General features: G+C 48.2%; 15 protein-coding genes. 7 read left to right on the plus strand and 8 right to left on the minus strand.

The window, feature by feature from the left end; translation table 11 throughout:
- Positions 1-54 precede the first annotated feature (54 nt).
- On the plus strand, positions 55-456 hold the full coding sequence (locus tag AWQ23_RS09995) for a helix-turn-helix domain-containing protein (protein WP_062434987.1): 402 nt from the start codon (positions 55-57) through the stop codon (positions 454-456).
- Positions 457-460: 4 nt separating this feature from the next.
- Here AWQ23_RS09995 and AWQ23_RS10000 read toward each other — a convergent pair whose 3' ends face one another.
- The 3 genes from AWQ23_RS10000 to AWQ23_RS10010 are packed head-to-tail and all read right to left on the minus strand — an operon-like array spanning position 461 to position 2,703.
- On the minus strand, positions 461-1,195 hold the full coding sequence (locus AWQ23_RS10000; RefSeq protein WP_062435002.1) for a polysaccharide deacetylase family protein: 735 nt from the start codon (positions 1,193-1,195) through the stop codon (positions 461-463).
- 29 nt (positions 1,196-1,224) lie between these two features.
- Positions 1,225-1,926 (minus strand): ABC transporter ATP-binding protein, encoded by a 702-nt coding sequence (locus AWQ23_RS10005; RefSeq protein ID WP_062435005.1) that lies wholly within the window; start codon positions 1,924-1,926, stop codon positions 1,225-1,227.
- Positions 1,927-2,703, minus strand: coding sequence for an ABC transporter ATP-binding protein (locus AWQ23_RS10010; protein WP_030007864.1), 777 nt, complete (start codon positions 2,701-2,703; stop codon positions 1,927-1,929).
- A gap of 207 nt (positions 2,704-2,910) precedes the next feature.
- Here AWQ23_RS10010 and AWQ23_RS10015 point away from each other — a divergent pair, with 207 nt between their 5' ends.
- A complete protein-coding gene (locus AWQ23_RS10015) occupies positions 2,911-3,660 on the plus strand; it encodes a carbonic anhydrase (protein WP_012307606.1) in 750 nt (249 codons plus the stop codon).
- A gap of 44 nt (positions 3,661-3,704) precedes the next feature.
- On the opposite strand, the gene AWQ23_RS10020 is transcribed toward AWQ23_RS10015, so the two are convergent.
- The 3 genes from AWQ23_RS10020 to AWQ23_RS10030 form a co-directional block, all read right to left on the minus strand.
- Positions 3,705-4,103, minus strand: a complete 399-nt coding sequence (locus AWQ23_RS10020) for a PIN domain-containing protein (protein WP_062435008.1) — start codon at positions 4,101-4,103, stop codon at positions 3,705-3,707.
- Between the two features lie 2 nt (positions 4,104-4,105).
- The gene (locus tag AWQ23_RS10025) at positions 4,106-4,300 is read right to left on the minus strand and encodes a type II toxin-antitoxin system VapB family antitoxin (RefSeq protein WP_012307608.1); all 195 of its coding nucleotides are present in this window, start codon (positions 4,298-4,300) and stop codon (positions 4,106-4,108) included.
- A gap of 216 nt (positions 4,301-4,516) precedes the next feature.
- Complete coding sequence (locus tag AWQ23_RS10030; protein WP_012307609.1) at positions 4,517-6,097, minus strand: NAD(P)H-quinone oxidoreductase subunit 4; 1,581 nt, start codon at positions 6,095-6,097, stop codon at positions 4,517-4,519.
- A 388-nt stretch (positions 6,098-6,485) separates the two neighbouring features.
- Between AWQ23_RS10030 and AWQ23_RS10035 the strand changes: the two genes are divergently transcribed.
- The 4 genes from AWQ23_RS10035 (at position 6,486) to AWQ23_RS10050 (ending at position 9,406) form a co-directional block, all read left to right on the plus strand.
- Entirely contained in the window at positions 6,486-6,773 is a 288-nt protein-coding gene (locus tag AWQ23_RS10035; RefSeq protein ID WP_397428319.1) for a rhodanese-like domain-containing protein, read from the plus strand.
- A gap of 114 nt (positions 6,774-6,887) precedes the next feature.
- The gene (gene hrcA / locus AWQ23_RS10040; RefSeq protein ID WP_062435014.1) at positions 6,888-7,934 is read left to right on the plus strand and encodes a heat-inducible transcriptional repressor HrcA; all 1,047 of its coding nucleotides are present in this window, start codon (positions 6,888-6,890) and stop codon (positions 7,932-7,934) included.
- Between the two features lie 105 nt (positions 7,935-8,039).
- Positions 8,040-8,597: a manganese efflux pump gene (locus tag AWQ23_RS10045; RefSeq protein ID WP_062435016.1), complete on the plus strand. Its 558-nt coding sequence runs from the start codon at positions 8,040-8,042 to the stop codon at positions 8,595-8,597.
- A gap of 224 nt (positions 8,598-8,821) precedes the next feature.
- A complete protein-coding gene (locus tag AWQ23_RS10050) occupies positions 8,822-9,406 on the plus strand; it encodes a manganese efflux pump (protein ID WP_083500708.1) in 585 nt (194 codons plus the stop codon).
- Positions 9,407-9,421: 15 nt separating this feature from the next.
- Here the strand turns inward: AWQ23_RS10050 and AWQ23_RS10055 are convergent, their stop codons facing one another.
- Positions 9,422-9,814 (minus strand): DUF3110 domain-containing protein, encoded by a 393-nt coding sequence (locus AWQ23_RS10055; protein ID WP_012307615.1) that lies wholly within the window; start codon positions 9,812-9,814, stop codon positions 9,422-9,424.
- A gap of 340 nt (positions 9,815-10,154) precedes the next feature.
- Here AWQ23_RS10055 and AWQ23_RS10060 point away from each other — a divergent pair, with 340 nt between their 5' ends.
- Positions 10,155-10,649 (plus strand): hypothetical protein, encoded by a 495-nt coding sequence (locus tag AWQ23_RS10060; RefSeq protein ID WP_062435022.1) that lies wholly within the window; start codon positions 10,155-10,157, stop codon positions 10,647-10,649.
- A gap of 117 nt (positions 10,650-10,766) precedes the next feature.
- Here AWQ23_RS10060 and AWQ23_RS10065 read toward each other — a convergent pair whose 3' ends face one another.
- Positions 10,767-13,427 (minus strand): phycobilisome rod-core linker polypeptide, encoded by a 2,661-nt coding sequence (locus AWQ23_RS10065; protein WP_062435024.1) that lies wholly within the window; start codon positions 13,425-13,427, stop codon positions 10,767-10,769.
- Positions 13,428-13,594 lie beyond the last annotated feature (167 nt).

Here is a 13,594-nt window from a genome sequence, read left to right on the forward strand (position 1 = left end):
ATGTTGCCTTTGTTAGGATTCCGGGGACATTGAAGAAATGTTAAAGTTTTAGCAATGAAGTATGTTTGGCCAATGACTGACCCCAACCCTTGTAATGATGTTAATTTCCAATGTCCGATCCAATTTGTAGTGGATTTGTTGGGAAATAAATGGTCAATTTTAGTGTTGCGGGAGCTTTTTACAGGCGATCGCCGCACCAATGAACTGCTCAAGGCTTTACCGGGAATCAGTACCAAAACGTTAATGGTGCGCCTGCGAGAACTAGAAACCCATGGCCTGGTGGAACGGCGCATTTACGCAGAGATTCCCCCCCGGGTGGAATATTCGTTAACAGCAAAGGGGCGGGAAATTCAGCCTGTAATGACCGCCCTCCACCAAGTTGGCTCCCAATGGTTGGAACAAGAGACTTGCGTTTGTCCTTTGCAGGGGGAAATAGATTCGGTGCAATCGGCTTAATTTTTTAGGACAATTCAAAGAGTTCGGCCACGGTCACAAAGCGATAGCCGGCTTCGGTCAACTGACTCAAAATCAAATCTGTCGCTTCTACGGTGCGTTGGCGATCGCCGCCGCCATCGTGCATCAAAACAATCGATCCGGGTTGTACAGCCCCAATGACCCGTGCCGCAATGTCCACAGGACTAGCCTCAATTTCCCAATCAAAAGAATCCACATCCCAAATCACGAGGCGTTTCTGTTGCTGATGGAGATAAAGGGGAAGCAGGAAACAACGACGGCCCCAGGGCGGCCGAAAATCGATCTGGCCCGTGACCCCCAAATTCCGCAGCAGTTGATCCGTTTTGTCCACTTCGTTGGTGATGTAGTCCCAGGAACGGAAGGCCATGTATTTGTGTTCGTAGGAATGGTTACTCAGTTCATGGCCAGCGGCGATGGTTTTGCGGACGGTGTCTGGATAAATTTCGATATTTTGTCCCACCACATAGAAGGTGGCTTTCGCTTGGTAGTCGTCGAGAATCTCTAAAATCGCTTCGGTATAGGGCGGTGCCGGGCCGTCATCATAGGTCAAAGCAACAACTTTCTCTGGGGTGGCGACTTGGTACAGGCCAAAAAAGCTAATCTGTCTGATCAAAGGCAACGCATTTCGCATCAAGATCAAGGCGATCGCCGTGGCCAAAAAGAGACGAATGACCTTCTGCCAAACCTTAGGGCGCAGGGGAACAAAACGAACAGCTTTCACAATGGGTACCGCAGGGAAGAAGTGAGCACCTAGCCCAGATAGGCCGCTTTAACCCGTTCATCGCTGAGTAGATCCCGGGCATTGCCGCTAATTTTAAGGTAACCCGCTTCTAAAACATAGGCGCGATCGCTACATTCGAGGGCCAGACTCGCATTTTGTTCGACTAAAAGAATCGTGGTGCCATCGGCGTGGAGTTGTTGAATTACCTGAAAAATTTCTTTCACAATTTGGGGCGCTAAACCAAGACTCGGTTCATCAAGGAGTAAAAGTTTTGGCCGCCCCATCACCGCCCTGGCGATCGCCAACATTTGTTGTTCCCCACCGCTGAGGGTGCCCGCAATTTGATTTTTTCGTTCTGCGAGGCGCGGGAAAATGGCAAATTGTTTTTCGAGATCCGCCTTAATCCCTAACCGATCCTGGCGCGTGTAGGCCCCCAATTCCAAATTCGTTAAAACTGTTTGCCGCGCTAAAATTCGTCTTCCCTCTGGACTATGGGCAATGCCAGCCCTGACAACGGCATGGGGGGCACTTTTGGTGATCTCAGTGCCATGATACAGAATTCGGCCTTGGCGGAGATTGACCAGCCGCGAAATGGCCTTGAGAGTGGTGGTTTTTCCTGCCCCATTCGCGCCGATCAGGGTGACAATTTCCCCGGCATTGACCGTTAAGTGGATATTTTTCAGGGCTTCGATACCACCATAATTGACTGAGACATCAATGAGTTCCAACATTTACTCATCTCCCAAATACGCTTCAATCACCGCTGGATCTGCCTTTACATCCTCTGGCAAACCGAGGGCAATCAGTTCGCCAAAATCCAACACCGCCAGGCGATCGCACAGTCCCATCACCAGGGGAATATGATGCTCAATCAACAGAATCGTCAGGTCAAATTGCGCCCGAATTTGTCGAATTAAATCACTCAAAGCGCCTTTTTCGTTGGGGTTCATCCCGGCAGCGGGTTCATCGAGGAGTAAAAGCTGGGGTTCTAGGGCCAAGGCGCGGGCAATTTCTAAACGCCGTTGATCACCATAGGAAAAATTTTTTGCCTGTTGACGGTATTTTCCGGTTAAGCCCACCAAATCTAGCAATTCCTTCGCCCGGTCGTAGGTTTCTTGCTCAGCTTTTTTCGCTTTGGGTAAACCTAAAATTCCTTCAAAAATATTGTTTTTTTGGTGCAGATGGCGGGCGATCGCCACATTTTCGAGGGCCGACAAATTTCCAAACAAGCGCAGATTCTGAAACGTCCGCGCAATACCAGAGGCGGCAATTTGGTGGGGAGCCAGACCGTGAATCTTGCGGCCTTGGTACAGAATGTTTCCTTGGGAAGGGGGAATCATCCCGGTCAACAGATTAAAAAAAGTTGTTTTGCCCGCCCCATTTGGCCCAATCAAGCCGAAAATTTCCCCTGGGGCCACCTGAAAAGACACATCATGCACCGCCACCAGGCCTCCGAAGCGCCGGGTCAAATGTTGGACGTTGAGGATGGGGATGGCTAAATCCGGCATAGGCTCGACCGATTAAATCAAGCTTATTTTAGCGGCATCTAGGGGGGAAATTAACGGGATTATTGAGTCGGCGATCGCCAAAAATCTCCCCAGATGATTGGTCTACCTTATGAAAAATATGTGCCATCCTCATTTATCTAAATGGATTGTTTTGGTTTACTATGATCCCTCAGTAGTCACCTCGTTTTGACATCGGACGATCGAACAGTGAAAAAACTTATTCGCGGCCTGGACAAATTTAAGCAAAGCTATGTTGCGAGCCACCAGGATCTTTTTGAACAACTTTCCCACGGCCAAAAGCCCCGCGTTCTGTTCATTTGTTGCTCCGACTCCCGTGTTGACCCGGCGCTGATTACCCAAACGGATATTGGTGAAATCTTCGTCATCCGCAATGCCGGAAATATTATTCCTCCCTATGGTGCGGCCAATGGTGGCGAAGGGGGCACCCTAGAATATGCTCTCCAAGGCCTCGATATTCGGCAAATTATTGTCTGTGGCCATTCCCACTGTGGTGCGATGAAAGGGCTGCTTAAATTAAATAAACTCCAAGCCGATATGCCTTTGGTTTACGACTGGCTCAAGCACGCCGAAGCCACCCGTCGCCTCGTCCGGGATACTTACCCCCACTGCGAAGGGGAAGAACTGGTTGAAACCCTCGTTGCGGAAAATGTTCTTGTCCAGATTGATAATCTCAAAACCTATCCCGTAGTGCGATCGCGGCTCCACCAGGGCAAGCTGAAAATCTATGGCTGGATCTACAACATCGAAAATGGCGAAGTGTTAGCCTACGACGAAACAAAACACGCCTACGTGAAGCCAGACTATAGCCTCATCGACGAAACCCCCTTAACGGAGCGTGAAGCCCTAGAAGGTTGCCCACTTCCCTACACCGTCGCTTCTGGCCAGAGTTTAGCGGGTTGGTACGGCGAAACTGATACCTTCTCTGTGAGTGGTTAGGCTGCCATACAAATTTTTTTTGATCCTAGGGGCGATCGCCAATATTAAGCGAGTTTGATGGGAATATAGGCCTGAAAGTTTTTAAAATCTCGGTCTTCTGTCAAAATTTTGTAGTTTCGGCGATGGGCAACAGCACAAATCAAAAAATCTGTATTTGATCCTTGCACACCGTTGCGCCGACATTGGTTAAAAAACTCAGCAGCGGTTTCATAGTCAGTGGTATCTAGCTCTAAATCCAAAAATCCTTGAAGATAGCTTTTGAGACGGGCAAATTGATCAAGATTGCGGATCCCAGACAAGATTTCTTGACGAATCAACCCAAGCATAACAACTTCATCCGCGATAATCAGTCGTTGTAGTTCTGAAACTTGAGGCAACAGCTCAGGCGGTTCTTTTCGACGTAAAGCCAGGGACCAAACTGAAGTATCAACGATCGTTTGCATCTCTATCGTCGTTGTGTTTTGTAGTTATAGTTGGGATCGTATTCAATCGTTCCAAAAAGCTCGATTAATTTGAGGCGCTTACGCCGCTGAATATATTCTTTGAGGGCAATTTCAACAAGGGCATCGGGCGGTGTTTGATTGCCGAGGGCGAGAGCTTCTTCCAAAAGAGCATCATCAATATTCAAAGCTACAGTCATTTCAGTTGCCTTCAGTTAAGTTAAATTCACTCTGTTAATTTTTTTGCCAATCGTCTCTCGAAAAATGCCTGGCTTCTTTTCATATTTGTGAAATCCTTGATGATTTCTAGTGTATCAAGTCCTTTGATAAAGGCGATCGCCGAACTCCAGCTAATAAAAAAGACGGTGACCATTAACACACCGCCTTGCAAAAATTATGGACTCAAGTTTGAACGATTAGCGAATCTCTGGGGCACGCAGAACCGCAACATCTAAACTAGGTGCCTGTGCCGTTTGCTGAAGACTCGGCACCGATTGGCGCAGGATCGCCGTTAGATTTTCCGTCGTAGAAGCATAGATCTGGGTCACGGCCTTCGGATACAGACCAATCCCAATAATCGGAATCAACAAGCACGCAATCACAAAGACTTCGCGAGGCTCGGCATCGATCAGTTTTTCATGCGCCACAAGCTCTTTGTTTTCTGGGCCGTAGAGGATTTCCCGCAACATCGAAAGCAGGTAGATTGGCGTTAAAATGACGCCCACTGCCGCGAGGAAAACAATGATCACCCGGAAAGTAGGGCTATAGGCATCACTGGTGGCAAAACCGACGAATACCATTAATTCAGCAACAAAACCACTCATCCCCGGCAGCGCCAAAGATGCCATCGAGCAGGTTGTCCACATCGCAAAGATTTTCTTCATTTTTTTGCCGACCCCACCCATTTCATCGAGCATCAGGGTGTGGGTACGGTCATAGGTGGCACCAACCATAAAGAAGAGACTCGCCCCAATGAGCCCATGGGAAATCATCTGCAACATGGCACCACTCGTCCCCAAATCGGTAAACGAAGCCATCCCAATTAGCACAAAGCCCATGTGGGAAATGGAGGAATAGGCGATTTTTCGTTTGAGATTACGTTGGGCAAAGGAAGTGAGGGCCGCATAAACGATATTGACGACTCCGAGGATCACAAGCACCGGGCCAAACAGGGCATGGGCATCGGGCAGCATCCCGGCATTCATCCGCAGTAGGGCATAGCCGCCCATTTTTAGGAGAATTCCGGCGAGGAGCATGTGGGCCGGGGCGGTGGCTTCACCATGGGCATCGGGGAGCCAGGTATGCAGAGGAAAAATCGGTAACTTCACCCCATAGGCGATAAGCAGGCCACCATAAAGCAGCAGTTGGAGGTTAATGCCAAAGTCTTTCTGGGCGATCGCCGTCATATCAAAGGTGACCGTATCCCCATAAAAGGCCATGGTCAGGGCGGCAATCAGAATAAATAATGAACCACCAGCGGTGTAGAGGATGAATTTCGTTGCGGCATAGAGCCGTTTTTTGCCACCCCAGATGGACAGAATCAGATAAACCGGAACCAGTTCTAATTCCCAGGTAAAGAAAAACAGCAGCATATCCTGCACGGCGAAGACAGCGATTTGACCGCCATACATCAGCAGCATCAGGAAATAAAATAGCTTTGGCTTAAAGCTTACGGGCCAGGCTGCCAAGATCGCCAAAGTTGTGATAAAACCCGTGAGAAGAATCAAGGGCATGGAAAGGCCATCGGCCCCCACTGACCACCGCAGATCGATTGCTTCGACCCAGGTGTAGCTTTCTACCAGTTGCAGATTCGGGTTGCCAAAATCGTAGCCCGTGTAAAAGGCCGTCACGATGATCACAAAGTCAATTAAGCCAATGGTCAAGGCATACCAGCGCACTGTTTTCCCATCTTTGTCGGGGATGAGGGGCAAAAATAATGCCGCAATAATGGGAAATAAAATAATCGTGGATAACCACGGAAAATTTGCAAAGTTCATACAAACTCAAAAAAATTAATGGCTGTTTCTTAAAAAATGCAATATTTATAAATCGTTAACGCAGAATAAAGGCGATCGCCAAGCAGAATGCTTTACCCTGTACCATCTTCAAAAAGTGGGACAGAAGATCTAACGCCTCTAACGTTACTTGTACCATTCCCAAATTTTCTTGACCGACTCTCCGGGGGAACTGCAATACTCCTTAACTTTGGCCCCCCCTAAGGTGAAGATCCCCTAGCAATTCAGCCTTGGCATTCCCAAACGCAGCCAGAAAATGCTAAAAATGCTCACCTCTTAATTTTTTATCAGTAGCTTGACCATGACCAACCCTAGTTCTAACCCACAACTCCAGGCCGTCAGTCCCACGGTTTTTGCCCAGCGCGTCGCCATGACCGAATCTTTGCAACTCATTGATGTGCGTGAACCCGATGAGCTAGAGATTGTCGCTCTCCCAGGCTTTACCAATTTACCCCTGAGTCAATTTGAACAATGGGCTGCCCGTATTGCTGTGGACTTTGACCCCCAGGCAGAAACCTATGTGCTTTGTCACCATGGTGTGCGTTCGGCACAAATGTGTTACTGGCTGCAACAACAAGGTTTTACCCAAGTGATCAATATTGAAGGTGGGATTCACCTTTACACCCTCTCTGTGGATCAAAGCCTACCGCGCTACTAGGGAAGAATGAGCTATACTAACCCAAACTTAGACCTTAAATCTTTCTTAAGTTAAGCAAAGTTTTTTTGCTATTTTTTTATATTTCTTAGTTATTGAAAGCACTACTGTCGGCGTATGGTTGCTCAGAAAATTCTTAATCCCCGTCACCAAAATATTTTTCGAGCAACGGTCAACCATTACATTTCCACAGCGGAACCCGTAGGCTCCAAAACCCTTGTGGAGGAATATGACTTTCAGGTCAGTTCTGCCACCATTCGTAATGTGATGGGCAAGTTGGAAAAGGCAGGTTTCTTGTATCAACCCCACATCTCGGCGGGACGAGTCCCCTCTGATTCCGGCTATCGCTTTTATGTGGACGAGCTCGTCACCCCCAATTCCCAGACCCGCAAACGAGCGAGCCAAACGTTACAGGAACAGACCGCTGCAGAGTATTGGGGACTAGAAGCGACCCTCCAGCGGGCAACGCAAATCCTGGCGACGTTAAGTGGTTATATTGCTCTAATCACGGTGCCCCATCAAAACCATGCTCGCCTACGCTATCTACAGTTACTCCCCCTAGGGGATCAGAAGGTGATGATGATTGTGGTGACGGATAGCTATCAACCCCAATCGTTGTCCTTGATCCTGGACTGTGACCCCGATGAGCTAGAGATTCTATCGAATTTTTTGAATCACCATCTCCAGGGGCGATCGCTCCAAGAAATTGCCAGCCTTGATCCCCAGGCTTTAGACGAAGACTTTCACCATTGTCAGCTGTTATTGGAGACGATTTTGAGTAAGATTGCTCAGATTGTGCCCAATACGATTGCGACGCCAATTCTGGTACGGGGCATTTCGGAAGTGCTGCGGCAACCTGAGTTTTCCCAAATTGAGCAGTTACAAACCCTATTGCACTTGCTAGAGGCGAAACAAGAACAGCTACTCCCGGTGGTTTTTAGTGGTTTACCAGGCGATCGCCCGACGCTCATTCACATCGGCACCGAAAATCCCCTAGAACCCATGAAAACCTGCGCCCTTATTTCCACATATTATTACCAAGAAAAAACGCCCGTTGGCAGTGTTGCGGTGCTTGGCCCGACGCGGATGTTCTATGAAAATGCGATCGCCTTAGTTGAAGCCACAGCAGATTATCTGTCTGAGAATTTAAAAGCCGCTTTTTAAGGTTTAAGACTCGTAGGAAATAAGAATCAAATAATTTAATTTTTTTGTTTTTTTGTTGATGGCGATCGCCATAATCTTTTTAAGGGAGTACCCATAGGGGATTTCATGGACTTTGACTTAGATATTCTTCTCTTTGCCCTAGTGCTGAGTATTGACTGTTTTTCCGTCGCCCTTGCACTAGGAGCACGCCATTTTTCCCGCAAGCGGGCCTTATTTTTTGCGCTCAGTTCAGGTTTTTCCGGTGGCGGCGCTATTTCCCTCGGTTTTCTCCTGGGTAATTTCGCCCAATACATCACCTTCTATGATCAAGGAATTGCTTTTATTCTCTTGATCCTTATCGGTGTTCACATGTGCTACAACGCCTACCGAGAAATGCAAAAACTCCCAGGCGATGATGATGAATCCAGAAAAATTCATGGCCTTTGGAAAATTCTTTTGGTCTCTAGCATTTCCAGTGTTGATTCTTTGGGGGTTGGTATTTCCCTTGGTTTAATGGGCAAACCCTTAATTCCCTATTCCCTGGGGATCGGAGTATCAGCCTTTTTTGCTACTTATGTGGGCTTATTTTGCGCACAATTAATCTCTAGTCAATTAAAGGAAAAGGTAGAGTTTTTTGGCGGTGGTATTCTGATTGCTATGGGCCTTAAAATGCTCTCAATATAATGATTATTTAGACCCGATTTTTATAAGTCTAGAGTCGTCATTTTCCAAGTAAAAAGCAGATTATTATTTCGCTCAGTCTCACGAGGATTAGGATTTATTTGTAGGCAATTACTTTTTTTGGAAGAATTTTTTAAATAATTTTGTGGAACTCGGAAACAATGAAAAAACTATGATAAATCGACCCACGATTTTTCGTTTATAGTAATAAATGCATTCCTTTCGAGTTGGCGATCGCCACGGCATTTATGGGTTTTGAATTAGACATTATTATTTTCGCCCTTGTCCTCAGTATTGACTCTTTTTCCGCCGCCTTAGCCCTTGGTATTCGTCACTTTTCTGGAAAACGGGCTTTATTTTTTGCGCTCAGTTCGGGATTTTCTGAAGGGGTGGCGATCGCCATCGGCTTCATTTTGGGACGCTTTGCCCAGACTATAATTATGGCCTACGATCATTGGGTGGCCTTTGCCCTATTGGTTTTGGTGGGTGGACATATGTGCTACAACGCTTACCAAGAAATGCGAGCCAAGCCAGGCGATGACGATGGTGAATCCGTCAAAATCCATAGCCTGTGGAAAATTTTGTTTATTTCTAGTATCACCAGCATCGATTCTTTGGGGGTGGGCGTTTCCCTCGGCCTCATTGGTAAACCGCTTGTGCCCTACTCCCTCAGCATTGGCTTGGCTGCTTTTTGTGCCACCTATGGGGGTCTATTTTGTGCCAAACTCATTTCCGGACATTTAGGCGAAAAGGTCGAGTTTTTTGGCGGCGGAGTTTTGATCGCCCTGGGCATTAAGATGCTATCGATCTAATCCATTCCGAATACACTACAAAAGCCCTTCTAATTGACGTCGAATGCGGTCTAATTCTGTATCCGACAAATCATTTTCTGACGCTGTGGTTTGCTCTGCTGGCTGTTGCTTTCCCTCTGGATCCCAAGCTAAATCTGTCACATTCGCTTCGGGGGGCGTGGCCAATTCGCCAGCGGCAACGTGTTGCCAATCATAATCTGCATCCCGACAAAACTCGATAATGTCTTCTTCATCCATGGCTTCGATGGAGACGGGCGGGAAATCCTGGGCTTCCAACATTAGCCCAAACCGGGTGGCGTCATCTTCATCTTCAAACATTAAAATCTTGTTGCGATCGCCAGTTTGGAGTGTGTGAATCCCTTCATTTTCTGTCCGGGCATTAAACAGCAAGACATACACGCGACTCATGGACTTTCTCCTTAGATGCTTACTAATCAGCTCCTTTTGGGGGAGGGTGATCAAATTGTTTATTATAAGGTGACGGGAAATTTCGCTCAAACCCTTTAAAATGGTACCGCTCGATTGGCAAATTGCGAATCTTCCCATGTTCAACCATGGTTTATTTTTGCTTGGTATCGATCTTAAAGGTGGCGATCGCCATCGTTGTTTTAGGGCCTTTTTGCTTAACAAGCCTTCACAAAACAGCAGTAATGGAACTTTCCTGGAATCTTTTCTTTCATAGAGCCTAGATGCTCACTTGATCAAGGGAGCCTCTGACGGTATAACCCAACTGGGGAGGGGGACAGCCATGACAAAATTTTATGCACCGACCATTATTGGGGCAACAACGCTCCTGACCATTGCCGCTGGTCTTGGTGGTATTCAAGGGGCGATCGCCGGCCCGGAAACCTTTACGATCGCCGCTAACGGAGCCATTACCTCCAATGAAGTCTTTAACGGGACAATCACCGGCCAGGCTGGGGGGCCAACCAATAGTAACTTTTGTGGCTGGATTGCCAATCGCCCCAACCACACCTTTCGCATTAATGGCAATGGCCTGATGTCTCTCAATCTCAGCGTTGTCGATCCTAACGGTGGCGTTTCCAGACCCTTTACGCTTCTGATAAAAAATGCCGATGATCCCAGTGCAGATCCCTTCTGTGCGATCGCCGATCCTTTTAGCGGGATTCCTGCCGAAATTGGTGGTGTTTGGAATCCAGGCCGCTACCAAATCTTTATCGGCAACTTTGAACAGGCTGGTAATGCAGGTCGCGCTCCCTACGTTTTACAAATTTCCCAGTAGCATCAACAACCGTCAGTTCCCCAAAATAATCCTCTGGAAAATCAATTAAAAAATTGCCCTCCTCTCTTAATTTTGAAAGGGGGGCAGTTTTTATGGTCTTAACCGAATTTTCGTGTTTTAGCGTTTTACCGCAGGCTCAAAGCTCGGTACCACAAGATCACGATTTTGCTTCGTGAGTTGGTTGTAGAGTCGTTCCGTATTGGGGAAGTTTGCCGCCGGTAAAGTCGGGAAGCGACGGAAGGGTACCGTATCCTCACCGAAGTTATCGAGGTACTCCATGCTGTTAACCATCGCGCCGATAAAGGCTTTCAGACCTTGGGAAGCAAGGATTTGGTTATACTTACGGATTTCCTGCTGATCTAAGGGAGCCCGACCAAGGAAGTGCTTCGTTCCCATTTCAATCACCTTCGTGTTGGGGTAGGGAGTATAGAATTCCTTCTGGTACAGCTCAGAACAACCCAGACCTTCGATGAATTCCTTCATGTTGATCTCGCGGTTGCCCAGCTTACTTTCGAGGGCAGTAAATTGCGCATCGACAACATAGGGCTCGATGTCCCGCTCAAAGATCTGACGGTAAGCCGCGGCGATCGCCGTTTTCAGTTCGACCTTGTTGAAGGTATCCGTGAGTTTAAAGGCCTTCGTCTGCTGACGTTGAACGTTAACCCCTTGCTTGAGGCGAGCATCCACATCCGTCACTGGTAGATTCTTCGTGCTAGAAGTGCCCAACTCAATAAAGCGAGCTGTCTTCTCAACCTGAACCTTAGCCCCCACATCTTCACGGAGCGCACCGGGGCGAGTCTGACGCAGCGAATAACCACCGGGAGTCAGATAGCGTTCGTAGGGAACTGTATCTTCGCCGAAAGCTTCTTCGTATTCTTTGCTGTCAATAATCGCATCTACTAGAGCGTAGAAACCTTTTTTCGCACAGGTATCAAAGTAGCTGTTGATTTCTTGGCGACCATAGGTGGGACGACCCAACAGACGACGGTGAATGTACTCTACTGCTTTGGTGACGTACAAAGAAGACCAGTAAGTATTCCGGAAAACATCGGATTTCGCCAAGGCCCGGATAAATTCCCGCAGGGTAATTTCACCATTTTCGAGCTTGATCTCTGCTACTTTCTGACGTTGGCCAGCATAGACCATCCGACCGAAGACCTGACGGTAAGCTGCTTCAATGACCTTTTGGGTTGCACTTTCTGAGAAGCTGACGTTGGTAGTCTTACCTGCTGGTAGTTCGTTATTGAGGCGGAAGACCTTTGCCCCAAGGCTACCAGGCTGCGTGGCGCGGGCGCGGGGGTTGCCCAGTTGGTTGTTAATGCCAGGGCCACGGTGGATCAGAATCCGCCGGGTGTCTTTATTAAAGGGAGCAGGACTGGCGCTGGGACTCCGGGTTGCTTTCGGGAAGATTGCCCCAAATTGAATTTCTAAGGCATCGTTACCAGAGCCATATACATGCTGATCCGGTAGAGGCTGATTGTAGCTGGCGAAGGTCGTAATAAATTGAGGGACTTTGCGGAAAGGTGCGCTGTATTTAAACAGATCCTGTTGCATGCCCCAGTTACGACATTCTTGGGCTTCTTGGCCTAAACCACGGAGGTAAGGCACGGTTTCTTCCCCGAAGTAATCAGCATATTCTTGGGAGTCCACCAAAGCATCGACCAGGGCCGCTAAACCACCGCTAGAGACAATGGCAAAGTATTCTTGGACTTCTTCCCGGGAAGAGGGGCCACGGCCGAGGATGTGACGGAAAGCAAGTTCTAGGGCTCGGCTGTTGATAAAGGGCTCGAAAAATTGCTTCCGATAAAGGGGAGACTTAGCCAAGCGACGGACAAATTCCTTCATGGAAATGTCGCCATTTTTCACCTGGGATTCGAGGTAAGAAATGGATTGGCTGTAGGCCCGTGTAATGTCTCGTTCAAAGATTTGGCGATAGGCGGCTTTGACGACTGCGTTTTTCTCTAGGGCAGACAAGCCAGGCTTCATCACGAACTTCTGACGCTTTTCGGCGGCGTTGAAGTAGCTCTGGGGTAGTTGTAAACCCTGGGCATCGATGGAAGGCCGTTGGCGCAATTTATCGTTGGGCACTTGGGTCTGCATTTCGGTGATTAACACGTCGAAATACTGAACCACGGTTTCTTGGGCTTCGCGATCGCCCCGGAACAGATCCAAAGAAGCCGCTTTCATTTCCTGGATCGCCACGATGGTCGCCGGAATGGAGCAAGCATTCTCGATGACTTCTTTTAGACCACGGGTGTTGACCACGAGGATACTCGGATCACCGGCCACAATGGCATAGGTAGTGTAGCGGAGGAACCAAGCCATATCCCGCAGGGACTTGGTCATGTTGCGGGGGCCGTAACGGGAAACACTGATTGGCCGGAAACCAGCGGGAATCTTACCGCCACCAGAACCGAGAAACAAATTTTTGACACCACCAAAGATCCCTGTGGCGCCACTGGCATCCCCGACGGCCATGGAAACGCCGAGATCGCTGTCATCGGTATCAGTTTCCGGTTGGTCGAGGTAAGCAAGGGGGGATCCACCGGCAAAAATCCGGTTCGCGGCACGGGAGACGATGAGCTGGGAACTCAGTTTAATCGCTTGGGCGATCGCCAAACGCTTGAGTCCAGAGTCATAAAACGTTTTCAGTGCCGTTAGTTCTCCAGATTCCAGGTAGCGATCCTGTTGCTCTGCCTGGGAAATGTTGGAGAGGGGAACGGTTTGATATAACTGGGGGCGAGCTAAAGAGCTTCCACCGCTGGCCTTAATCGTCATGGATTTTCAACTATCTCCAATCAAAAATGTTCAATTTATAGCGAAATTGGGGAGAAAGTCAGCAAGAGTTTTCGGGTTCCCTTTGGCGATCGCTTCTCCCAAATGCTTTATTAAATGAGATGTTTATCAGTTAGCTAGACTTTAGGGTAGAACGTTTCCGGCCCGGA

Source organism: Picosynechococcus sp. PCC 73109 (assembly GCF_001521855.1).
In the GTDB taxonomy this organism is placed as follows: Bacteria; Cyanobacteriota; Cyanobacteriia; order Cyanobacteriales; family MRBY01; genus MRBY01.

What these genes read in the sequence shown, in the direction of transcription:
- AWQ23_RS09995 (WP_062434987.1), top strand. Translation starts at nt 55, where the DNA reads ATGAAGTATGTTTGGCCAATGACTGACCCCAACCCTTGTAATGATGTT.
- AWQ23_RS10005 (WP_062435005.1), bottom strand. Translation starts at nt 1,926, where the DNA reads ATGTTGGAACTCATTGATGTCTCAGTCAATTATGGTGGTATCGAAGCC.
- AWQ23_RS10010 (WP_030007864.1), bottom strand. Translation starts at nt 2,703, where the DNA reads ATGCCGGATTTAGCCATCCCCATCCTCAACGTCCAACATTTGACCCGG.
- AWQ23_RS10020 (WP_062435008.1), bottom strand. Translation starts at nt 4,103, where the DNA reads ATGCAAACGATCGTTGATACTTCAGTTTGGTCCCTGGCTTTACGTCGA.
- AWQ23_RS10025 (WP_012307608.1), bottom strand. Translation starts at nt 4,300, where the DNA reads ATGACTGTAGCTTTGAATATTGATGATGCTCTTTTGGAAGAAGCTCTC.
- AWQ23_RS10030 (WP_012307609.1), bottom strand. Translation starts at nt 6,097, where the DNA reads ATGAACTTTGCAAATTTTCCGTGGTTATCCACGATTATTTTATTTCCC.
- AWQ23_RS10035 (WP_397428319.1), top strand. Translation starts at nt 6,486, where the DNA reads ATGACCGAATCTTTGCAACTCATTGATGTGCGTGAACCCGATGAGCTA.
- hrcA (WP_062435014.1), top strand. Translation starts at nt 6,888, where the DNA reads ATGGTTGCTCAGAAAATTCTTAATCCCCGTCACCAAAATATTTTTCGA.
- AWQ23_RS10045 (WP_062435016.1), top strand. Translation starts at nt 8,040, where the DNA reads ATGGACTTTGACTTAGATATTCTTCTCTTTGCCCTAGTGCTGAGTATT.
- AWQ23_RS10055 (WP_012307615.1), bottom strand. Translation starts at nt 9,814, where the DNA reads ATGAGTCGCGTGTATGTCTTGCTGTTTAATGCCCGGACAGAAAATGAA.
- AWQ23_RS10060 (WP_062435022.1), top strand. Translation starts at nt 10,155, where the DNA reads ATGACAAAATTTTATGCACCGACCATTATTGGGGCAACAACGCTCCTG.
- AWQ23_RS10065 (WP_062435024.1), bottom strand. Translation starts at nt 13,427, where the DNA reads ATGACGATTAAGGCCAGCGGTGGAAGCTCTTTAGCTCGCCCCCAGTTA.